Consider the following 22,862-nt stretch of genomic DNA (forward strand, 5'->3'; position numbering starts at 1 on the left):
GGTTCGAAGGCTTATTCAACTGTCAGCGTGCGCACGCCACGGCCGCCCACCAGCAACAGCGAGCCGTCGCTGGCGCGAGTGACGCCGGTCACCGGCACCGGTTCGGCCTGCTGCACGAGGCGCATCTGCGCCCCGCGGCCCTGGCTGACCAGACTCCTGGCACCCTGGGTGAAGAAACGGTAATTGCCCTGGGCGTCGATAACGCCGGCGGTAATGCTCACGTGCAGGCCACTGTCGAGGGCTGCCCAACTGGCGCCGCCGTCGGTACTGCGCAGCACGTTGCCGCGCAGGCCGTGGACCAGCACCTCGCCGGGTTTGCCGACCACGCCGAACAAGCTGCCTTGATAAGGCGTCGGTCGCGCGACGAAGCGCTGCGCGGCGTCATCCCATTTGAGCAACAGACCCTGCTCGCCGGCGATGTACAACGCATCGCCGGTTGAGGCGATCGCGTTGAGGTGGAAACCCTGCGGGTTGTCAGTGCGATCCTGGAACGGCGTCCAGCTTCGACCACCGTCGTCGGTTCGCAAAATCAGGTTGAACACGCCGATCGCGTAACCCATGCGCTCGTTGGCAAACCACACATCCAGCAGCGGTTTGTCGGCGCCCTGCTCCGTCATCCGTTCGCCTTCGGCCACCCATAGCGGCCATTGCGGGTTGTCCGGCTCGGCGGCGGCCAGTTGCTGGTAATGCTTGACCAACAGAGCGCCGATCTGGCGTCCGTCCAGTTGTTTTTTCCAGGTTTTGCCGCCGTCGTTGCTGTGCAGCACCACGCCGTCGCCGCCCACTGCCCAGCCCTGGGTGGCGTCAGGAAAGCTCACTGCATTCAGATCAGCACTGACCGGTACTTGAGCCTGCTGCCACTGACGGCCGCCGTCATCGCTGTAGACGATGTGGCCACGCTGGCCCACGGCAACCAGGCGCTCGCCCGCCCGCGTCGTTCCGTACAGCGGGCTGCTGGTCGCCAGGGCACTGGTCTTGGCTGGCAGGTCCAGCACATCGACATACGCGGCGGCCTGGCTGACGCCCTGCGCCAGCGCCAGCAAACTGCCGAGTACCAGACGCCGGTAATTGTTGTTCGAACCCATACCGCTTCCTCTCCGGAAAATCACCCACAAGGCACCGTCCCACACAAATACGCATCCCCCTGTAGGAGCGAGCATGCTCGCGATGGTGGTCAACGATAACGTTGGCTGCCTGACACCCCGCGGTGCCTGAACCACCATCGCGGGCAAGCCCGCTCCCACACAAATACGCATCCCCCTGTAGGAGCGAGCATGCTCGCGATGGTGGTCAACGATAACGTTGGCTACCTGACACCCCGCGGTGCCTGGACTACCATCGCGAGCGTGCTCGCTCCTACAGAAATACAGGTTCCCTTGTAGGAGCGAGCTTGCTCGCGATGGCGGCGGGACATTCAAACCTGCTGTGTCTGGTACACCGCCATCGCGGGCAAGCCCGCTCCTACAGGAATCCAGGCGTCAGAGACCGCTATCGGATCCCGGCGCCCGCCAACGATTCCGCCGACCATTGCGCCTTCGAAAGCGGATCGATGTACTTGATCCCACCGTAAGGCCCGACCACGCCGTTGATGTTGTAGGAGCCGCCGACCAGGTCATAGATCATGAATGGCGTGGAGTCCGGGACCTGCTTGTCGTAGCTCTGGCTGAGGAAGGCGAATGAGCCCCGGTACAACTGGCCACGGGCGTCGTACTGGTCGGAAGCCACAGCGGTCCAGCTGTCTTCATCCAGGTAGAAGCGACGTTTCTGGTAAATGTGGCGGGCACCGGCCTTGAGGTTGCCCTCGACCACCCACACGCGGTGTTTTTCCCACCGTACGTAGTCGCTGGCCAGGTGATTGGCGGTGGTCAGCGCTTTCGGGTCCTGGGCGTAGGTCAGCTTGTATGTGTTGTACGGAATGATCATTTCCTGCTTGCCGACCAGCTTCCAGTCGTAGCGGTCCAGCGCTCCGTTGAACACGAACACGTCATCGTAGGTGCCCGCACCTGCAGTACCCGGGTTGGGGGTGTCATAGGCCAGGTTCGGTGCCAACTTCACGCGGCGTTGCCCCGGCAGGTATTGCCAGGCGCGGCGCGGCTGTTGCAGCGGGTTGGCGGCGTCCTTGAGCATTACCGCCTCGCCTGCCCGGCGAGCCGGCCCTGTGTAGGCGAGTTTCATCTGGTAGTACACATCGGCGCTGCTGATCGGCTGCGCCAGGTTTTCGTAGATCGGGTAGGAAATGAACGCCTGTCCGGTGATCGCCAGGCTCGGCACGCCTGCTGCGTCGACGTTCCAGGAGTCGTATTTGGAGCTGATGTTGACGCCCTGATAACGCAACAGGAAATTCCACATCGCTTCGTTGCCCGACTGCGGGATCGGGAACGGTACGCCGGGCAGCACGTTGTCGATGGCCAACCCGCCTTCCAGGGACTTGGCGCCAGTGGCGTTCTTCACGCCGTTGTCCAGCACGGCCTGAGGCAAGGACACCGTGCGGTGGGTCGGGTAAACGTCAACACGAAAGGTCGGGAAACGCTTGGCCAGTTCCACGGTAGTGGCGCTGAGCAGGTTCTTGTACTGGTCAACGTTTTTGCCGTCGATCACCAGCAGCGGCTTTTCATTGGCAAACGGATCCGGGCGCATGCTGTCACCGGACTTGAAACCGGCCGGCGGCGTGGTCAGACCACCGCTGTAGGCAGGGATGGAACCGTCGGCGTTGCCGGCCTTTTCGGCGCCGACCAGGGTCAGGTTGCTGCCCAGCTTGGCAGCGTCCTGAGTGGATACGGCGGCCTGTGCCTGGGCGGCGAGGACCATGGCCAGTGAAGCGGCCAACAGGGTTTTGGCGAATTTCATCTTGACGTTCTCCTGCTTGCAGTGCGCAAGCCAGTGGTGAATCAGAAAGTGGTTTTCATCGTCAGGTACACCGCACCGCGGTCTTCGGTCGTGGCACCGCCACCGGAAAAGGCCGAATAGCCGCCGGCGTAGCAGGCATAGTTCTGGTTGCCGCTGAAAGCGTTTGGCGTGGAGCCGTCACCACCGGTCGGGCCGGTGCTGACGCCACTGACGTCGCACTTGTCGGTCTTGCCGAAAGAGTCCACGTACTTCAGGTCAATGAAGTATTTGTTGTACACAACCGCTCCAACGCCCACGGCGTAGTTGCCGGTGTCCTTGGCACCGCCGCCGGAAACGGGCGACACGCCGTCCAGGCCAACGTTGACCGACATTGGCGCGTTGAGATCGACGCCCGGGAACACCTGGTACCAGGTCGGGGTGAAGTTGACGGCGATGCCCCAGTTGTCACGGGTTGGCGCGTCAATGCCGTGATAGCTGTCCTTGCCCTTGTAGAGCGCCTCGTTCTTGCTATCGAGCTTGAGCAGGTTGCTGTAATACAGCTCGGCCAACACGGTGGCGGAATCGAACACTGGCGTTTTCGGCAGGGTCATCAGGCCGTTGAGCGTCCAGTGCAGGGTGTCACCGGTGGCGCTCATGCTGTCGCCCTTTTCCGGGGTGTCGTAGACCACGCCGGTAGACGCCGTGCGGGCTGGCAGCAGGCCAAGCCCCTGACCCAGGCCCAACGGGCTGTTGGTGCTGACGATTGCCGGGATACTCGCCAGCGGCATGTTGTGCCGAACGTTGAGGTCCGAGCCCACGCTGATGCCGCCGACGTCCTTGGACAGGCTCAGGCCGACAATCTTGATGTTATCGGCGTAGGCCAGTTGATAGGTCGCGGTGCTCAGCGAGTTCAGGGTGTTGATTACCGCCGGCACCTGGCCCGCCGGGCGAGTGCCATTGGCGTTGGCCGAGCTCAGGCCTCGGGCATCGAGCCACGCTTGCGGCAGGATTTCGGAGGTTTCGCGGTAGTACACGCCCAGGGTGCCATCCAGCCAGGCCGGCGACCACTTGGCCATGATGCCCCAGTCGCCGCGCTTGTCTGGCGTCAGATCATGCCCGCGGCGAACGTTGGTCAGGCCATTACACGGCGCCAGGCCACAACCCAGAGGGCTGCCAGGCACAACAGCGTTAGTGTTGCCGAGCAGGAACGACTGCGCGCCGAAACCCACGAGGTCGGAGCCGCCGTAGTAGGTTCCGGCTTCCGGTAGCCGAGCCGCGTCCCAATCGAGAAAATACTGGGCGGCGACGGTCAACTCGGGGTTGACGGTGAACGACATCGACAGCTGGTTACGCGGGACGAACAGCTCCTTGGCTTCGGTGCCCGGCGACGCCGCAAGCTTGGCCAGGTCCAGGCCCGATTGGCCGTAGCTCATCGAGTGCACCGGGTTGAGCAAGGTTTCACCCCAGAACACGTTGTGCTGGCCGGCCTTGACGCTGAGCATCGACTCCTCGCCGACCTCGGTGCTGTAGAACACGAAGGCATCGAGGATTTCGCCGGACGGGCCGGTGTAATAACGCTGCGCGTAGTTGCTCAGGTGCGGGCTGCCGAAACCCACGTTGTCACGGGTCACGCCCGCCAGGCGCGGGTCGTTGGCGACCAGGCCGGATGTCGAGCCATTGCCGTTGACGAACGGGTTGGAATTGGAGCCGGTGTTCTCGTAGGCCTTGTCATACCAACTGGCGGCACTGACACGAAAACCCATGTGGTTCTGATAGACCACATCCATCTCGGTCAACAGGTCGACACGGTTGGTGATGTTGGTGCCGGCCTTGCGGAAGTTGTAGTCACCGTCGTTGTTGTTCGGTGTTCCCAACATGCGCTTGTCGGCGCTTTCGGTGCGCACGCCGTAGTTGTACTTGACGGTGTTATCCAGGCGCACGTTCCAATCCGGGTTTCCCGTATCGATCTCGACGCCGTGGGCCGCGGGCATGATCGCGGCGAGTACGGCCGAGGCCAGCAAGCTGTAGCGTAAACCGGTGAAGCCGTGAGTCTTGGTGTTGTGCATTGCGTTGTCTCCGCCATTTTTATTTTGTTTTAAGCGCAGCCGCCCTCTCGCCGACCACCAGGGGTTGGCGTTTCAGGAGTGAGGGCAAATGCCGTCTGGTGCGTTGCCAGTCCGGCTCCTGTATTAGCGATCCAGCTGCAGGATGAGTGCCTCGGCGTGCTGCCAGTGGCCAAATCCTGCGGCCGGGTTGAGATGGCCGACATCGCCCAGATCGAGCAATTCGGCGCCCCAGTTTTGCGCCATGCGCGTCACGGCAGGAAAACTGGCGAGGTGATCGTTGGTACTGGCCGCCACGATGCTGGGAAACGGCAGTGGCGCTTGTGGAAGCGGATGCCAGCCATGGCTGCCGAGGGATTCGGCGGATGGATAGCCCTGGGGCCAGACAGCATCGAGGTCTGGTGGTGCGGCAAGCAACGCGCCCTTGATGGGCCGGCGGTAATGCGCGGCCCAATGCGCGACCATCAACACACCAGCGCTGTGGGCGACCAGAATCACCGGCCCGTCGATCTGCTCGATTTCATGCTGGATCGCCCGAACGCGCGCCATGCAGTCGAGCTTGTCGGTCGTCAACGGCGGCACACTTCGAACCTTGGCCAGGCGATCCTGGAGCAATGTCTGCCAGTGCTCGGCCACATGCTCGCGCAAGCCGGGAACGATCAGAACGGTGGCGGATGTATGCAGTTTGTCCACGTCAACACCTTTGCTATCACGGTGATTTGACTGACTCGGTGGTCAGTACTTTCTTGTAGGACTGACATTAAAGAGCCCCCGCCCCCGGCGCTTTTCATTGGACGTCATGCACTTTTCTTTTCATGACAAACCCGCGCCATTCGACAACCGTCGACCGCTGGTCAAATACCTCGACGAATGCGCTGCAGGCCGCTGTAATCAATGGATGCGCGCTATCTGGCGCGCCAGGCAACGATGATTCCAGGCTGCGCGGGACGACGGTTGGCGGTGCGTTCGCAACTGTTCAACCGCCGATGCGCTGGCTATAGTCGCCACGCTCACAACCGGCCCAGGGAAGACTTCGCATGACCAAGCTTGTTCGCGCCGCCGTCCTGACCAACTACCTGGAGGTCACCCAGTATCTGTCGTTCAACCCACGCGACGTACTGGCCGGTGTCGGCTTGAACAAGGCGCAATTGCAGGCGCCGGAGACCCGTATTTCCATCGATGCCGCCGTGCGCCTGCTGGAAGATTCGGCGGCCGCCACCGGCTGCCAGACCTTCGGCCTGAGCATGGCCGAATCACGCCAGCTCTCGGACTTCGGCGTGGTCAGCCTTCTGCTCAGCCATCAACGCACACTGCGTGACGCCCTGGCAGTGGTGGTGCAATACAGGCACCTGATGAACAACTCGCTGGCGATCTTCATCGAAGAGGCCGGCAAAATGGTGATCATCCGTGAAGAGGTGGTGACCGAAGCGCCGATGCCGAGCCGCCAGGCCACGGAACTGGCGATTGGTGTGATGTTCCGCCTGTGCGCCGCAGTACTGGGTTCACACTGGCACCCCTACAGCGTGAATTTCATGCACCAGGCGCCGGACAACCTGCAACTGCATCGGCGGCTGTTCGGCTGTACCCTGGAGTTTGGCAGCGAGTTCAACGGTATCGTCTGCCCCGACGCCAGCCTGGACATGCCCAACCCTGCCGCCGACCCGGCCATGGCCCGTTATGCGCAAAACTATCTCGACTCGTTGCAGAACAACGACGGTGCGTCACTGCTGTTCGAGGTGCGCAAGGCCGTCTATCTGCTGTTGCCCATGGGCCGCGCCACCATCGAACAGGTTGCCCAGAGCCAGGGCATGAACGTGCGCACCCTGCAACGGCGCCTCAAGGACGATGGCTGCGTCTTCAACGACCTCATCAACGAGGTGCGCCGCGACCTGGTGCTGCGCTACCTGGACAACCCCGGCTACTCGCTCGGCCGCATCGCCGACATGCTCGGCTATTCGATGGCCAGCTCCTTCACCCGCTGGTTCATCACCCAGTTCGGCATGCCGCCGGCCGCGTGGCGCGCGGCGCAGAAACAACCAAAGGCACCGGCGGACTCCTGAGCCCACCCCCATTCTTGCGGCAACCGCAAATCACTGTAGGAGCGAGCTTGCTCGCGATGGTGGTGAACGATGACGCGGGAAGCCTGATTTACCGCGGCGGCCTCAGGATTATTTCGCGGGCAAGCCCGCTCCTACAGGTTTTGCTCTTGCGGCAACCCCAAATCACTGTAGGAGCGAGCTTGCTCGCGATGGTGGTGAACGATGACGCGGGAAGCCTGATTCACCGCGGCGGCCTCAGGATTATTTCGCGGGCAAGCCCGCTCCTACAGGTTTTGCTCTTGCGGCAACCCCCAATCACTGTAGGAGCGAGCTTGCTCGCGATGGTGGTGAACGATGACGCGGGAAGCCTGATGCACCGCGGCGGCCTCAGGATTATTTCGCGGGCAAGCCCGCTCCTACAGGTTTTGCTCTTGCGGCAACCTCAAATCACTGTAGGAGCGAGCTTGCTCGCGATGGTGGTGAACGATGACGCGGGAAGCCTGATTCACCGCGGCGGCCTCAGGATTATTTAGCGGGCAAGCCCGCTCCTACAGGGAATGGGTCAAGCACAAAACAAAAAAACGGCGACTGCTGGTACAGTCGCCGCAAAACAACCGGTGTGTGCAACACCAGTCGACAACCTCATTGCGCCGAGGAGGTGGGACGCAATGAGGCCCTGCCATTCACGCGCCCCAGTGCAGCAACACCAGCACCAGCGCAACCAGGAATACCGTCTCACCCACCATCAGCAGGATGGGCTTGATGCCCACCGACGCCAGCTCCTTGAGCTGGGTCTTCATGCCCAGCGCACTGATAGACACCACCAGGCACCAGCGCGACAGCTCATTGACCGACCCCTGCACCGCTGGCGCCACCCATCCGGTGCTGTTGATGCAGGCCAGGATCAGGAAGCCGACCGCGAACCACGGCAACAGCGGCGGGCGCTTGCCGGTGGGGTCGGCGCCTTGCAGGCGGGTGATCATCGCTGCCGTGACGATCACCGGCAGCAGCATGGCCACGCGCATCAACTTGACCACCGTCGCCGTATCGCCGGTTTCCGTGGACATGCTGTAACCGGCGCCCACCACCTGGGCCACGTCATGGATGGTCGCGCCCAGGAACACGCCGGCCACCTGCGGCGACAACGCCAGCCAGTTGGCAATCATCGGGTAGACAATCATTGCCAGCGTCGACAGCGCGGACACCCCGATCACGGTGAACAGCGTGGCCTTCTCTTTCTGCGGATGGTTAGGCAGCGCCGCCGCCAGTGCCAACGCTGCCGAAGCACCGCAGATCGCCGTCGCGCCACCGGTCAGCATGCCGAACAGTCGCTGAAAACCCAGCGCCTTGGCCGCGACCACCGACACACCGATGGTCACCACCACCAGAATCACCACCAGCGCCACCGGTTTCCAGCCCAGCGCCACCATCTGCTCCAGGGTGATACGCATGCCCAGCAGTGCCACGCCAATGCGCAACACACTGCGCGCGGTAAACTCGATGCCGGCCTTGCACGAGCCCTCCCCGGCCAGGAAATTCAGGGCCATGCCCAACAGCAGCGCAAACAGCATGACCGGCGCGCCGTAGTGTTCGGACAGGAACGAAGCCGCGGCAGCAACGATCAGGCTGACGATGAAACCCGGGGCCAGTTCGCGGGTGCGGCTGTGGATTCGGGTCAGGGCAATGGCGCTCATGGCGCGGCCTCCTCGCAAAGAATGATGAACGCCTGGTCGTCGATGATCTCGACCGGATAATTGTTGACTTTGACCAGATTGGAATTGAGCAGATAACCGCTGCGCAGGTCGAAACGCAGCCCATGGGCGCAGCATTGGATGACCTGTCCATCAAGCCGCCCTCCGCATAACGACGCCCCTTGATGCGGACAACTGTCGTCGATGACGAACAGTTGCCCGTCGACGTTGAACAACGCCAGGCTTTTGTCTTCGAATTCAAACAGTGCCCGGCCACCGGCCTGCGGGTATTTGCCGGCCGGCACGGGAATGCGCCGGGTCATGCCGACTCGCGCTCGCGAATGCCTTCCTTCAACGCTTCGCTCATTGCTCCCAGAAGCGCCTGGGCCGGTTGCGCACCAATCACCGTGATGCGGCGATCGATCTGGAAACTCGGCACCCCACTGGGAGCGCCGGGCATTCCGCCAAAGGGGGTACCGTCGCCCTTCAAACAATCGGCCACCGATTGCGGGTCAATACCGCAGGACCGGCAGATGGCGAGCAAAGTCTCACGGCACCCGAGGTTTTCGCGCCTGTAGAAGTAGGCGGCGAAAAGCCTTTCGAGCAGCATTTCTCGCTGGGTTTCATTGCCGGTCACGCTGACGCGATCAAACAGACGATGGGCGTCGCCAGTGTTGGGCATCGTCGCAATGCGGCTCAAATCTATCGCCAGGCCAACCGCCGCCGCTGCCTGCTGTACCTGTGACTGCCGCAGGGTCATGGCCTCGGCGTTACCCAGGCGCTTGCGGTAGAAATCGGTGAAAGGCTCGCCTTCTACCGGTAATTGCTGCAACAACTGCACCCCATGCCAGATGACGGTGACCTGTACGTCCGGGTGCCGACTGCGAAACTGCACCAGGGCATGCTCCAATTGACGCTTGCCGATCAGGCACCAGGGGCAGATGAAATCGAAAAACACATCAATACGTAAACGACGACTCACAACTTCACCTCTAGCCCGGCTTCACTGACAGGCTCAGGCACGCTCTGACCCGCCAGCCGGGCAATATCTTTGTGGTAATGACACCTGGCATAAAAAAACACCGCCGCAGCTCCGAGGCTGACCAGCGGCACCAGTTGAAACGCTGCATGCAGGCCAATCAGGTCAGACACTCGCCCGGTCAGGAAGGGCCCCGGCGCCAGGCCCAGCATGTTGTTGGCCAGGGTCAGCGTGGCGAACGCGGTGCCGTGCACCGAGTAATGGGTCAGGTTGGCAACCATGGCGCCGCAAGGGCCGGTAGTGCCCGTGGCAATCAACATGCCCAGGCAGATCAGCAGCAGTTGCAACGGCCCGGCCTGAAGGGCAAACGCCGCCGACAGCAGCAGGCAACTGCCCAGGCAGAACGCGATGGCCAGGTTGACCTTACGCTCGGGGGCGTTTCGGCAAAGCCGGTCGCTGAGCATGCCGCACAGGATCATCCCGGCGCCGCTGCACAGTACGATGACCGCCGCCATGCCACCGGCCTTGTCGGTGGGCATGTCGTAATAGCGGTTGAGGTAGCTGGGGATCCACACCATCACCGTGCCGCCGACGAACAACTGCAATCCGCTGGCGACGTATGTCGCCACCACCGAACGGCTCGACCACAGCGTGCGCAAGGGCTGTTTGACCCGCGCTGTCGCCTTGGCCGCCTGGGCAGCACGTTGCGGAGCGATGCGCGCCTCCTTGACGATGATCGGGTACAGCAGACCCAGCACCAGGCCAAACAGCGACATGCCGGCGAACGACCAGCGCCAGCCAAGTTTGGTGGCGATGGCCCCACCAAGGGCCATGCCCAGCACCGAGCCGAACATGCCACCGGCCATGAACGCACTCGCCAGAGTGGCGCGCATGTGTTTGGGGAACACCGAAATCACCACGGCAATGCCGACGCTGCCGTAGGCCGCTTCGCCGACGCCGACCATGAACCGGGCGACGAACATCTGCTGATAGTCCTGGGCCAGGGCGCAGCCCAGGGTGGCCAGGCTCCAGAGCAGCGCCATCAGCGCCAGGCTCTTGACCCGACCAAACCGGTCGGCCAGCAGCGACAGCGGGAACGTCAGCAGCCCGACCATCAGTGCAACGATGCCGCTGAGCAACCCGAGCTGACCGTCGCTCAGGGCCCATTCTCCCTTGAGCAGCGGGAACACGGCGTTCAACACCTGGCGCGACATGTAGTCGGAAATCAACAGGCCGAACGTCAGCGCAAAGACGATCCAGGCGTATGGGCGTGCGACCGCGACGACATCGTCGTCTGCGGCGATTGGGTGAAAGGCCATTCAGCCTCCTCGAAGCTTTGTTTTATTGTTGTTATCAAGCGTGTAGCGATTCGGCGAGCGCGTGACCACAGGGCCGCACCCGCCACCGGTCAGCCGCGTTGCGGCACGCCCTTTTGCCCAGCCTTGCGGTTGGGGGCCATGCCGTTGGCCAGCAGGGTCTGTTCGATGCTGTTGTACTTCACACCGATGCGATAAATCTCACGGGCTTCTTTGCCGGTGGCGATTTCGCGACCCAATTCGTGGGCGATGCGCACGGTCTGCCGGATCTGATCGACCGAACCAAACCGATCACCCTTGTGATCAATGATAGTGTCCTCATTGCCCACACGCGGGTGCAGCCCCATCGCCATCGACATGGTGTTGAAGGGCATGACGTTTTTGAGCAGCGACTCGCTGGTCAAGGTGCAGCCGTCCGGCGCGCGGTGGATGAAGTTGAAGAAGTTGAACGGGTTCGGACCGTCGAAACCACCGCCAATACCGATCCAGGTCAGGTTCAGCGGGCCCATGTACACGCCACGACGCACCAGGCGCTCCAGGGTTTCCAGGGCGTGCATGCCGGTCAGTTGGAAATGCGGCTGGATGCCGTTGTCCATCAGACGCTTGAGGTGCTCGGCAACCCAGGCCGGACCTGCCGGTACGGTCATTTCGCTATAGGCGGCATGCACCATGGGATTGTCCAGCGACGTGCCCTTCAGGTACTCCGGATACAGCAACTCCATGATGTTCATCTGGGTGGTGTTGATGGCGACTGTCACCTGATCCGGTTTCGGCGTCAGCTCCGCCAGCATGTGGCGGGTGTCGTCGGACAGCCATTTGGCCGCTTCGCCTTCGCTTTCCGGAGCAAAGGAAATCGAACCACCGACCTGGATGATCATGTCCGGCACCGCTTCACGCACACCGGCAATCAGTTCGTTGAACTTGGACAAACGCTTGGACCCCTTGCCATCCAGCTCACGCACATGCAGGTGCAGCACCGTGGCGCCGGCTTCGTAGCAGTCCACCGCCTTCTGCACTTGCTCGTCCATGGTCAGTGGGATGTCTTCGGGAAAGTCTTGCGGCATCCATTCCGGGCCGTACGGGGCCACGGTGATCACCACCTTTTCCATGGTTTCGGGGTGCAGGGAATCGTCGAAGAATTGCATGGGTTACTCCAGTTCTTATGATTGTCCCGCCCGCCTGGAGTCTTGCCGGGCGGGCGCTTTACGAGTGCGGATGCAAAAAATCAGTAGGTTTTGTCACCGATGATCCCGGCGCGCTCCATCTTGCGATGGCACGGCGGGTAGTCCATGACGGCGTAATGCTGGGTGCTGCGGTTGTCCCAGATGGCAATGCTGTTGGGCTTCCAGCGCCAGCGCACCTGATATTCCGGGATGTAGGCCTGGCTGATCAGGTAGCGCAGCAACTCACCGGCACCGGGGTTGGCGTCTTGCCCGAAGCGCACACGGTCCGGGGTGTGGTAGTTGCTCAAATGCGTGGTGAAGGCGTTGACGAAGAGCACCTTTTCCCCGGTTTCCGGGTGGGTGCGCACCACCGGGTGCTCGGCGTCCGGGTACGTCGCCTTGAGCGCCAGGCGTTTTTCCAGGGGCATCGCCGCGCCAAAACTGGCTTCGATGCTGTGGCGGGCGCGCAGGTCGGCGATCTTGACCTTCACGTCTTCCGGCAAATTGGCGTACGCCTGGACCATGTTCGCCCACATGGTGTCACCGCCTACCGGCGGGCACTCGACGCAGCGCAGCACGCAGCCCATCGGCGGCGCCTCGCGCCAGGTGGCATCGGTGTGCCAGGCGTTTTCGTAGCGGTCCATCGGCTGATCAGGGTTCTTGTAGATGCGCACCAGCCCCGGATGGTCAGGGTCGCTGCCCGCCACCGGATGGTCTTCCAGCTCACCGAAACGCCGGGCAAACGCCACGTGGTCGGCGCGGCTGATGTCCTGGTCACGCAGGAACAACACCCGGTGCTGGAGTAACTGCGCGCGGATTTCGGCGAACAGCCCGTCGTCATGCACTGCATCGGCGAGGTTTACGCCTTGCAGTTCAGCGCCGAGGCTGCAGGTCAATTGTTCGACTTTCATGGCAGGGCACTCCCTTAGATGACGAAAATCGAAGAGCCGGTAGTCTTGCGCGATTCCAGGTCACGGTGGGCCTGGACGGCGTCCTGCAACGCATAGTGCTGGTTGATCTCGATCTTGATCCGGCCGCTGCCGACGTGATCGAACAACTCGCCAGCCAGGGCAGCTTTTTCCGCAGGGTCGGCGATGTAGTCAGCCAGGGCCGGACGGGTCAGAAACAGCGAGCCCTTCATGGCCAGCATCACCGGATCGAACGCCGGGATCGGACCGGACGCAGTGCCGACGCACACCATCAGGCCCCGACGTTTGAGCGAGTCCAGGGAGCCGGCGAAAGTGTTCTTGCCGACGCTGTCGAACACCACATTGACGCCCACGCCATCGGTCAGCTCGCGAACGCGCTGGGCGACGTCTTCATGGCTGTAGTTGATGACATGATTGCAGCCGTGGGCCTTGGCAATTTCACCTTTGGCCTCGGTGGACACGGTGCCGATCACATTGAGGCCGAGCAGTTTGGCCCATTGCGAAACAATCAGGCCGACCCCGCCGGCTGCGGCGTGCAGCAGGATGCTGTCACCGGCCTTGAAATCGTAGATACGGCGCATCAGGTACGACGACGTCAGGCCGCGCATGGTCATGGCCGCCGCTGTTTCGAAACTGATGGTTTCCGGCAGCTTGATCAGCGGTGCCGCCGGGATCAGGCGCTCGGTGCTGTAGGCACCCAAGGTATTGAGAAAGCCCGTATAGGTGACGCGATCACCCACCTGGACGTTGCTCACGCCCTCGCCAATGGCCTGGACAACCCCGGACGCTTCGACGCCCATGCCGTTGGGCATCGGAATCGGATAAGTACCGTTGCGGAAATAGGTGTCGGCGTAGTTCAGGCCGACGGCCACGTGGCGCAGGCGCACCTGGCCCGGGCCCGGGTCACCCACCTCGACCTCTTCATAACGAAGCACTTCGGGACCACCGGTTTCGTAGAAGCGTACGGCTTTGGCCATTTTTGTTATTCCCCAGTCAGCATTGTCGAATTGCGCTGATTGGACTGTAGGGCGGTGACCGGGAAGTCGCTTGTCATCGGGCGACAATGGCTTTTCATTTGATGACAGCCCCCTGTAGGAGCGGGCTTGCCCGCGATGGCGGTCAACGATAACGCTGGATACCTGACGCCCCGCGTTGTCCTGGAGTCCATCGCGAGCAATCTCGCTCCTACAGGGTTTTGTGCCGATTCCATCGCGGTTAGCGCAGCGCATACTTTGTGACTACGCTTCTGATCGGGAGACCTTTAGGGAGCGGGGGCATGGGTGTGAATTCATTCGTTGTCTGGCAGCGCTTGTGCGCGCCAGTTGTCGTTCTGATGGGGCTCTCGAGCCTGCTTGCAGGCTGCGGCAAAGAGCCGGTCGCACCAGCCCGCCAACCGCCGGATGTCACCGTGATGACCGTCACGGCTCGCGATACCCCGGTCACCTTCGAATTCGTCGCCCAGACCCAGAGCTCTCGTGAAGTCGAGATCCGCGCACGGGTTGCCGGCTTCCTCGACAAACGCCAGTACACCGAGGGGGACCTGGTTAAAACCGGCCAGGTCCTGTTCCAGATGGACCGCAAGCCCTTCGAGGCCGCGCTGGTCTCGGCCCAGGGGCAATTGGCCCAGCAACAGGCGCGCTGGGAAGTCGCCAAGGCAACCCTGGCCCGCGTGCGCCCGTTGGCGGCGCAAAACGCGGTAAGCAAGATGGACCTGGACAATGCCGTGGGCGCCGAGCGCGAAACCAAGGCCGCCGTGCTCGCCGCCGAGGGAGAGGTGCGCACTGCACAGTTGAACCTCAGCTACACCACCATTTCCTCGCCACTCAACGGCCTGTCCAGCGACGCGAAAAAACAGGAAGGCAGCTACGTCACCCCCGGCGAATCCGGCTTGCTGACCTCGGTTTCGCAAATGGACCCGATGTACGTTAACTTCAGCCTTTCGGAAAACGAAAACCTCAAGTACCGCGACGAAATCGCCGCCGGACACCTGAAATTTCCGCCACGCAGCGACTTCGTCGTCGAAATCATGCTGGCCGATGGCACCCTGGTGCCGGAGAAAGGCAAGGTCAACTTCCTCGCCCCATCCTACAGCCAGGAAACCGGGACCTTCCTGGTACGCGCCGTGCTCGCCAACCCCAACGGCCTGCTGCGCCCAGGCCAGTTCGTACGTGCGCTGGCCCGTGGAGCGTCGCGCCCGGACGCCATCCTGGTGCCTCAAAAAGCCGTGCTTGAGGGCGCCAAGAGTCATTTTGTCTGGGTGGTCAATGCCGAAGGCAAACCCGAACAGCGGGTAGTCGAGGTGGGCGAATGGCAAGGTGACAACTGGTTTATCAACAAGGGCCTGCGCAGCGGCGAACGCATCGTCGTCGATGGCGCGCTGCGGGTGACACCCGGCGGGCCGCTGAAAATCACCGAGGCCAATGCACCTGCGCCCGCCCCCGCTGAAACCGGTCAAACCATAAAAGCCGGCGCGGCTACGGGCGGGAAAAGCCCATGAGCATTTCTCACTACTGCATCGACCGACCGATCTTCGCCTCGGTCATCTCCATCGTCATCACCCTGGCCGGTGCCGTGGCCATGTTGGCGCTGCCCGTTGCCCAGTACCCGGACATCACGCCGCCGCAAATTACTGTCGCGGCGACCTACCCCGGCGCGGATGCGCAGGTGGTGGCCAATAACGTCGCCGCCCCCATCGAGCAGCAGGTCAATGGCGCGGACAACATGATCTACATGAACTCGTCGAGCTCGGCGACGGGCAACATGACCCTCAACGTGTTCTTCGAAATCGGCACCGACCCGGCGCTGGCCCAGGTGGACGTACAGAACCGGGTCAACCTGGCCCTGCCGCAACTGCCTTCCGCCGTGCAGAGCCAGGGCATCCAGGTCCAGAAGAAATCCTCGGCGTTCATGATGGTGCTGGCGGTCTATTCCGCAGGTGACCGTTACGACAGCACTTACGTGGCCAACTACGCCAACCTTTATGTGCTCGATGCGCTCAAGCGCATCCCCGGCGCAAACCAGGCCAGCATCTTCGGCACACCGGACTACGCGATGCGCATCTGGCTCAAGCCAGATCGCATGGCCCAACTGGGCATTACCGCCGCCGATGTGCAAAAGGCCGTCGCCAACCAGAACCAGCAGTTTGCGGTCGGTCGGGTCGGCCAGTCGCCCACCGGCACCGCCGTCGAGCAGTCATTTGCCGTCACCACCAAGGGCCGCCTGACCGAACCGTCCGAATTCGAGAACATCATCCTGCGCGCCAGCAACCAGGGCGGTGCCATCGTGCGGCTCAAGGACGTCGGCCGCGCCGAACTCGGGCAGAAGGACTACTCGCTACGCAGCACGTACCAGGGCAAACCGGCAACGCTGATTGCCGTCTACCAGCAGCCTGGCGCCAACGCCCTTGACGTCTCTGCGGCAGTGACCAAGACCCTCGCCGACATGAAGGCGACCTTTCCCGAAGGCATTGAATACAAGATCGTGATGGACACCACCGCCTTCACCCGTGCCTCGATCTCCGAGGTGATCCACACCTTTTTCGAAGCGCTGGTGCTGGTGGTGATCGTGGTATTCCTGTTCCTGCAAAGCCTGCGCGCCACATTGATTCCGGTGATTGCGGTGCCGGTATCGATTGTCGGCACCTTCGTCGGCATGCTCGCGCTGGGGTTCTCGGTGAACATGCTGACACTGTTCGGCATGGTGCTGGCCATCGGCATCGTGGTGGACGACGCGATCGTGGTGATCGAGAACGTCGAACGCAACATGCACGTGCACAAGATGACGCCCAAGGATGCGGCCAAGCGGGCCATGGATGAAGTAGCCGGCCCCGTGGTCGCCATCGTGCTGGTGTTGTGCGCCGTGTTTATACCGGTGGCGTTCATGGGCGGCATCACCGGTCAGCTGTATAAACAGTTCGCCATTACCATCGCCATTTCCGTGGTGATTTCGGGGCTGGTCGCCCTCACACTGTCGCCCGCCCTCGCCGCCTTGCTGCTCAAGCCGCAGCACGGCGAGAAAAACGCCTTCTTCCGTTGGTTCGAACGCAGTTTCGAGCGCATGACCGAGGGCTACTCGCGTTCGGTGGCATTCCTGATCAAGCGTTTTGTGCTGGCGTTGTTGCTGTTCGCCGGGATGATCGTGCTAATGGTGCTGATGGCTCAGCGCATCCCCAGCGCCTTCCTGCCGCCGGAAGACCAGGGATATCTCCTGGGCGCAGTAATCATGCCCGACGCCGCCAGCCTGGATCGCACCGGCGCGGTCGGCCAGGTCGCCAGTGACTTCTTCCAGAACGATCCGTCGGTCGAAGGCGTGGCCATCGTCAACGGCTACAGCCTGCTCGATGGCCAGAACAAGAACAACGCCGCGGCGTTTTTCGTCGGGTTCAAGGATTTCGAGGAGCGCTACAAGGACTCGGACACCATTGAACAGCAAAGCGCCCCGGCGGTGATCCAGAAAGCTGCGCGTGCCTTTTCTACCGTGCAGGAAGGCATCATCCTGCCGGTCAACCCGCCGTCCATTCCGGGCCTTGGGACCACCGGCGGCATGGAAGTCTGGGTGCAGAGCAAGGGCGACGGCGGCGTTGATCAGTTGGCGGAAGTAGTCGGCACCCTGATTGCCAAAGCCAAGGACCGGCCGGAGCTGGGAGCCATCACCTCGACCTTCAACGTCCATTCCCGGCAATTGATGGTTGACGTCGACCGGGAAAAGGCCGAGTCACTGGGCGTTCCGGTCGAGGACGTGTACAGCGCCATGCAGACCATGTTCGGCTCGCTGTACGTGTCGCAGTTCAATAAGTTCAGCCGTCTGTGGCAGGTGATTTTGCAGGCTGAGCCTTCCTACCGTCTCAAGGCCGAAGACTTGCAGCAGATCTACGTGCGCAACAAGAGCCTGGACATGGTGCCGCTCAAAGCGGTGCTTTCGACACGTTATGTCACCGGGCCCGACCTGTTGACCCGCTTCAACAACTTCCCCGCCGTCAAGCTCACGGCCAACGCAGCGCCGGGCTACAGCACCGGACAGGCCCTGGCGGCACTGGAGGAAATCAGCGCCGAAATCATGACGAACGACTACTCGCTGGCCCTCAGTGGCGAAGCTTTCGAGGAGAAAAAGAGCGGAGGCGCCTCGTCACAGGTGTTCATCTTCGGCCTGGTGATGGTCTTCCTGATCCTGGCGGCCCAATACGAGAAGTGGTCGTTGCCGGTCGGCGTGCTGCTGGCCGTGCCCTTTGCCATCTTCGGCGCATTGCTTGCGGTGCTGATCCGAGGCCTGAGCAACGACGTGTACTTCCAGATCGGCCTGACCATGCTGGTGGCGCTGGCGGCGAAAAACGCCATCCTGATCTTCGAGTTTGCCGTGCTCAACCGCGAGAACGGCATGTCCGCCTACGATGCCGCCATGACCGCTGCCAGGGAGCGCCTGCGCCCTATCGTCATGACCTCGTTGGCATTCATCCTCGGGTGCGTGCCGCTGGCCATTGCGGTCGGCGCTTCGGAAAACAGCCGCCACTCCATCGGCACCGGGGTAATCGGCGGCATGCTCGCGGCGACGGTGATTGCGGTGTTCTTCATCCCGTTGTTCTATTACCTGGTGGAACGCATGTTCGGCAGCAAGGATGCCGAGCAGAAGACCACTGATTCGGGCCCCGTTCCCCACGGCGCGCCCCAACACCGCCACGAGGGTGACTGACATGCATAAGCCCTCATTTGCCTTGCTGGTGTGCCTGGGCCTGGCCGGCTGCATGGTCGGTCCCGACTACAAGGCACCCGAGATCGAAACACCGGCGGGCTGGCGCTACGCGGACAAGGAAGCGAAAAACCTGTCCAACACCTTGTGGTGGGAGCAGTTCCAGGACCCGGTGCTCAATGAGCTGATCCGCAGCGCCTTGCTCGAGAACAAGGACATCAAGATCGCCGCCGCCCGCGTCGAGCAATTCCAGGGCCGCTACGGCCAAACCCGTTCGCTGTACTTTCCCCAGGTCGGCCTGGGCGCACAGGGCTCACGCAACCGCTCGCCGCGGGATAACGGCCCGACATCGTTGACTTCAGGGCTCGACCCGATCTACAGCAATTATCAGGCGCTGCTCAGTGTCGACTGGGAGCTGGACATCTGGGGCCGCCTGCGCCGCCTCAACGAATCCGCGCGTGCCGATCTGCTGGCCTCGGAGGAAGGCCGTCGCAGCGTAATCCTGAGTCTGGTGTCGTCGGTCGCGACCAGTTACATCACCCTGCGCGATCTGGATCAGGAACTTGCAATCGCCCGCACCACCGCCAAGGTGCGCGGTGACTCCTTTGAGATCTTCAAGCTGCGTTTTGGCGCCGGGACCATCTCCGAAATGGAGCTGGCGCAAAATCAGTCCGAATATCAGCGAACCCTCGCGTCGGTGGCACAACTCGAACCCCTGGTGGCGCAGCAGGAGAACCTGCTGGCGATACTGCTCGGACGCAACCCGGGCCCCATCCTGCGCGGGCGCGACCTGTCACAACTGACGTTGCCGTCGGTGCCTGCCGGTCTGCCCTCGGACTTGCTGGAGCGTCGTCCCGACCTGCGTCAGGCGGAACTGAACCTGATCTCGGCCAACGCCCAGATCGGCGCAGCCAAGGCCCAGTACTTCCCGACCATTTCCCTGACGGGCCTACTCGGTTCGGTCAGCAACCAATTGTCGAACCTGTTTACCGGCCCCGCCGCCACCTGGTCCTACGGCGTCGCGGCGAACATGCCGATCTTCACCGGGGGCGCCATCGCCGGCCAGGTTCAACAGGCCGAAGCCTTCCAACAGGAAGCGTTGCTGACCTACCAGAAAGCCATTCAATCGGCGTTTGGCGATGTGGAAAACGCTTTGGTGGCGTCGAGTAAATCCCGCGAACAAATGGCTTTCCAGGCCAGTCAGGTCGAGGCGTTGCGTACTTACGCCCATTACGCACGCTTGCGTTATGACAACGGCTACACCAGCTACATCGAAGTGTTGGATGCCGAGCGCAGCCTGTTCGACGCCGAACTCAACTACACGCAGACCCGTGGTTCAGTGTTCACCTCGATGATCAACCTGTACAAGGCCACCGGTGGCGGTTGGGTGACCGAGGCAGAGCAATTGACCGCGGCGGATACGCGGACGACTCAGCCATGAGAGGAGCGACGGCTAATCGAAATCATCGTGCTCCTCGGTGCCCCACTGCTCTGGATACCGCGCAAGATAGCTGCTGACCGCCGCGCCGATGGTGGCAAAGAATGCCGACTCGCCAATTCGAGCAAACAAACCGAAGCGCTTGAGCTTGTCCTTGACCGGATCTTTCATCCCCGCCACGCACAATTCGATACCGGCAGCGTGCAAGGTTTCGTCCAGTTCGGCGAGCATGTCGGCGGACGTCACGTCGACGCTGGTGACCGGTTCAGCCACCACCACCAACCAGCGCACCGGTGTCGGCGAAGTCGCCACGGCATCCAGTACGCGGTCATGGAATAATTCGGCATTGGCGAAAAACAACGGCGCATCCCAGCGAAACAACACCAGCCCGGGCACCCTTTGCGCCTGTGGGTAGCGCTGGATGTCGTGATAGCCCTGCACGCCTTCGGCACGTCCCAGGACCGCCGAATACGGACGCCAGCCGTCCCAGAGGAATTCGATCACGGCAATCACGATGGCGATGCCGATGCCCTCGATGGCCCCGAACACGGCCACACCGACCGTACAAACGATCGACAGCCAGAATTCCCAGCGTTGGATGCGATAAATGCGGCGCAGGTCGCTGACTTCGATCAGGCCGATGGCCGAGGCAATCACCACGGCGGCCAGGGCGCTGGTGGGCAGGTCCTTGAGCAGGTTCGGCGCCACCATCAACAACACCGCCACGGCCAGCGCGCCGACCACCCCGGTCAACTGGGTCTTCGCCCCCGCCGCTTCGGCCACCGGGGTACGGGACGAGCTGCTGCTAATGGGGAAACCCTGGAACAAGCCTCCGGCCAGATTGGCCACGCCCAGCCCGACCATCTCCTGATTCGGATCGACCGACGTCCGGGTCCGCGCCGCGTACACCCGCGACAGCACGCTGGTGTCGGCGAACGACACCAGCGCCACGGCGCAACCACCAATCAGCACCGGGACGATATCGTCCCGGGTAATCCACGGAATGGCGAACGCGGGCAAGCCCTGGGGCAGCGAACCGAGAACCGCGACACCGTGGGACGCCAGGTCCCACACACCGACGACAATCGTCGCGGCCGCCACGGCGATCAGGATGCCAGGCACACGCTTGTGGTTCTTCAGCATCAGGATCACCACCAGGGTGGCGGCGCCGATCAGGAATGTCGCCCAGTTGGCTCTGCCGCCAAGCACCCCGGAACCAATGGCCCACAGGTTGCGCAACGGCCCGTCGCTCTCTATGGAGAAGCCAAACAACTTGGGCAACTGGCTGATCAGCACAGTCAAGGCTATGCCGTTCATGTAACCGTAGCGAATGGGTTTGGACAGCAACTCGGTGACGAAGCCGAGTTTGGCGAGGCCCGCAAGGATGCACACCGTCCCGGAAACAATGGCCATTGCCGCCGCCAGCGCAATCGCACGCTGCGGGTCGCCGCCGGACAACGGCAGGATCACCGCGAGTATCACCGCTGCCAATGACGAGTCCGGGCCGAGCACCAGAATGCGGCTCGGACCGAACAAGGCATACGCCAACAGCGGCACGATGGTCGCATACAGGCCGTAAATGCCTGGCACACCGGACGCCACCGCGTAGGCAATGCCCACCGGCACCAGCATGGTGGTGAGCACCAGGCCGGCGACAATGTCGTTGGGCAACCACGCCAGTTGATAACGACGTAACGTCTGCAAGCCCGGCAACCAACGCTGCCAACCGCTTTGTTCCGCCGTGTTGTTACGGGCTATGCGGCCGGGCTCGGCCACGGGCGGCGGCGTATTGGAATCACTCATGTGCCTAGAACTTCTGCGGAATATGCCGGTACGGATAATCCGGGTCTTTGTAGCCACCGGGCTTTTGCCGCTTCGGCAGCTTGACCTTCTCGCGCGGCACTTCCTTGTAGGGAATACGGCTGAGCAGGTCGGCAATGATGTTCAGGCGCGTACGCCGTTTATCATTGGAATTGGCCACGAGCCAGGGCGCGTACTCGGTGTCGGTGGCCTTGAACATTTCGTCGCGCGCCCGGGAATAGTCGTACCAGCGGCTGTAGGACTTGAGGTCCATCGGTGACAGCTTCCAGATTTTGCGGCCGTCCTCGATGCGCCCTTCAAGCCGTCGCGTCTGCTCCTGCGGACTCACATCCAGCCAGTATTTGAGCAGGATCACGCCGGAATCGACGATGGCCCGCTCCACCTGCGGCACGGACTTGAGAAACTTTTCGACCTGCTCTTCGGTGCAAAAACCCATGACCCGCTCGACCCCGGCTCGGTTGTACCAACTGCGGTCGAAGATGACGATTTCACCGGCCGCTGGAAGATGCGGCAGATAGCGCTGTAGATACATCTGGCTCTTTTCCCGGTCGGTGGGCGCGGGCAATGCAAGCACCCGAAACACCCGCGGGCTGACGCGCTCGGTGATGGCCTTGATAGTCCCGCCTTTGCCTGCGCCGTCGCGCCCCTCAAAGATCACACAAATCTTGATGCCTTCCTGCTTCACCCATTCCTGCAACTTGACCAGCTCGACATGCAGGTGACGCAGCTCATCCAGATAGTCCTTGTTTTTCAGCTTTGGGCTGTCGGCTGAATCGGCTTTGGGGGCGCTCTTCTTCTTTGCTTTTGCCATGACCGAGCCTCATGAAATTGACGTAGCGGCTGAGCGTTGAAAACGCCCCGGTTTCATCCTCGAAATCCAGTGTAGATCCAAACAGTTCAGGCGCCATGACGCGG

General features: G+C 62.2%; 18 protein-coding genes. 5 read left to right on the plus strand and 13 right to left on the minus strand.

What is annotated here, in order from left to right; genetic code table 11:
* Positions 1 to 11 precede the first annotated feature (11 nt).
* The 4 genes from AB4N64_RS10655 to AB4N64_RS10670 all read right to left on the minus strand — a co-directional run bounded on the left by AB4N64_RS10655 (position 12) and on the right by AB4N64_RS10670 (position 5,582).
* Complete coding sequence (locus AB4N64_RS10655) at positions 12 to 1,085, minus strand: WD40/YVTN/BNR-like repeat-containing protein (protein ID WP_460125150.1); 1,074 nt, start codon at positions 1,083 to 1,085, stop codon at positions 12 to 14.
* A gap of 403 nt (positions 1,086 to 1,488) precedes the next feature.
* Positions 1,489 to 2,847 carry a DUF1329 domain-containing protein gene (locus tag AB4N64_RS10660; RefSeq protein WP_460125152.1) on the minus strand — a complete coding sequence of 453 codons (1,359 nt, stop codon included), beginning with the start codon at positions 2,845 to 2,847 and terminating at the stop codon, positions 1,489 to 1,491.
* Positions 2,848 to 2,888: 41 nt separating this feature from the next.
* Positions 2,889 to 4,892, minus strand: a complete 2,004-nt coding sequence (locus AB4N64_RS10665) for a DUF1302 domain-containing protein (protein ID WP_460125154.1) — start codon at positions 4,890 to 4,892, stop codon at positions 2,889 to 2,891.
* A 123-nt stretch (positions 4,893 to 5,015) separates the two neighbouring features.
* On the minus strand, positions 5,016 to 5,582 hold the full coding sequence (locus tag AB4N64_RS10670; RefSeq protein WP_460125157.1) for an RBBP9/YdeN family alpha/beta hydrolase: 567 nt from the start codon (positions 5,580 to 5,582) through the stop codon (positions 5,016 to 5,018).
* A 344-nt stretch (positions 5,583 to 5,926) separates the two neighbouring features.
* Here AB4N64_RS10670 and AB4N64_RS10675 point away from each other — a divergent pair, with 344 nt between their 5' ends.
* Together AB4N64_RS10675 and AB4N64_RS10680 are read left to right on the plus strand one after the other, a co-directional pair.
* A complete protein-coding gene (locus AB4N64_RS10675; protein ID WP_460125159.1) occupies positions 5,927 to 6,949 on the plus strand; it encodes an AraC family transcriptional regulator in 1,023 nt (340 codons plus the stop codon).
* A 47-nt stretch (positions 6,950 to 6,996) separates the two neighbouring features.
* Entirely contained in the window at positions 6,997 to 7,461 is a 465-nt protein-coding gene (locus AB4N64_RS10680; protein WP_460125162.1) for a hypothetical protein, read from the plus strand.
* Between the two features lie 150 nt (positions 7,462 to 7,611).
* On the opposite strand, the gene AB4N64_RS10685 is transcribed toward AB4N64_RS10680, so the two are convergent.
* From AB4N64_RS10685 to AB4N64_RS10715, 7 genes are all read right to left on the minus strand, one after another.
* A complete protein-coding gene (locus tag AB4N64_RS10685; RefSeq protein WP_460125164.1) occupies positions 7,612 to 8,622 on the minus strand; it encodes a YeiH family protein in 1,011 nt (336 codons plus the stop codon).
* The gene (locus AB4N64_RS10690; protein ID WP_460125167.1) at positions 8,619 to 8,942 is read right to left on the minus strand and encodes a Rieske (2Fe-2S) protein; all 324 of its coding nucleotides are present in this window, start codon (positions 8,940 to 8,942) and stop codon (positions 8,619 to 8,621) included. The genes AB4N64_RS10685 and AB4N64_RS10690 overlap by 4 nt, the downstream gene beginning before the upstream one ends.
* Positions 8,939 to 9,601: a DsbA family protein gene (locus tag AB4N64_RS10695; protein WP_460125169.1), complete on the minus strand. Its 663-nt coding sequence runs from the start codon at positions 9,599 to 9,601 to the stop codon at positions 8,939 to 8,941. Before AB4N64_RS10695 ends, AB4N64_RS10690 begins: the two co-directional genes overlap by 4 nt.
* Complete coding sequence (locus AB4N64_RS10700; RefSeq protein WP_460125172.1) at positions 9,598 to 10,917, minus strand: MFS transporter; 1,320 nt, start codon at positions 10,915 to 10,917, stop codon at positions 9,598 to 9,600. Before AB4N64_RS10700 ends, AB4N64_RS10695 begins: the two co-directional genes overlap by 4 nt.
* 89 nt (positions 10,918 to 11,006) lie before the next feature.
* Entirely contained in the window at positions 11,007 to 12,059 is a 1,053-nt protein-coding gene (locus AB4N64_RS10705) for a beta-keto acid cleavage family enzyme (RefSeq protein WP_460125175.1), read from the minus strand.
* 80 nt (positions 12,060 to 12,139) lie between these two features.
* The gene (locus tag AB4N64_RS10710) at positions 12,140 to 12,988 is read right to left on the minus strand and encodes a TauD/TfdA dioxygenase family protein (protein WP_460125178.1); all 849 of its coding nucleotides are present in this window, start codon (positions 12,986 to 12,988) and stop codon (positions 12,140 to 12,142) included.
* A gap of 14 nt (positions 12,989 to 13,002) precedes the next feature.
* Positions 13,003 to 13,983 carry a quinone oxidoreductase family protein gene (locus AB4N64_RS10715; RefSeq protein ID WP_460125181.1) on the minus strand — a complete coding sequence of 327 codons (981 nt, stop codon included), beginning with the start codon at positions 13,981 to 13,983 and terminating at the stop codon, positions 13,003 to 13,005.
* 434 nt (positions 13,984 to 14,417) lie between these two features.
* Here AB4N64_RS10715 and AB4N64_RS10720 point away from each other — a divergent pair, with 434 nt between their 5' ends.
* From AB4N64_RS10720 to AB4N64_RS10730, 3 genes are read left to right on the plus strand one after another with little or no spacing between them, the layout of a single operon-like run.
* Entirely contained in the window at positions 14,418 to 15,503 is a 1,086-nt protein-coding gene (locus AB4N64_RS10720; protein ID WP_460126703.1) for an efflux RND transporter periplasmic adaptor subunit, read from the plus strand.
* Entirely contained in the window at positions 15,500 to 18,691 is a 3,192-nt protein-coding gene (locus tag AB4N64_RS10725; RefSeq protein WP_460125184.1) for an efflux RND transporter permease subunit, read from the plus strand. Before AB4N64_RS10720 ends, AB4N64_RS10725 begins: the two co-directional genes overlap by 4 nt.
* Position 18,692: 1 nt before the next feature.
* Positions 18,693 to 20,129: an efflux transporter outer membrane subunit gene (locus AB4N64_RS10730; protein WP_460125186.1), complete on the plus strand. Its 1,437-nt coding sequence runs from the start codon at positions 18,693 to 18,695 to the stop codon at positions 20,127 to 20,129.
* A gap of 12 nt (positions 20,130 to 20,141) precedes the next feature.
* Here the strand turns inward: AB4N64_RS10730 and AB4N64_RS10735 are convergent, their stop codons facing one another.
* Positions 20,142 to 21,929 carry a SulP family inorganic anion transporter gene (locus tag AB4N64_RS10735; RefSeq protein WP_460125189.1) on the minus strand — a complete coding sequence of 596 codons (1,788 nt, stop codon included), beginning with the start codon at positions 21,927 to 21,929 and terminating at the stop codon, positions 20,142 to 20,144.
* Between the two features lie 4 nt (positions 21,930 to 21,933).
* Positions 21,934 to 22,758 (minus strand): polyphosphate kinase 2, encoded by an 825-nt coding sequence (gene ppk2 / locus AB4N64_RS10740; protein WP_460125192.1) that lies wholly within the window; start codon positions 22,756 to 22,758, stop codon positions 21,934 to 21,936.
* Positions 22,759 to 22,862 lie beyond the last annotated feature (104 nt).

This window comes from Pseudomonas sp. S2_C03, assembly GCF_054668405.1.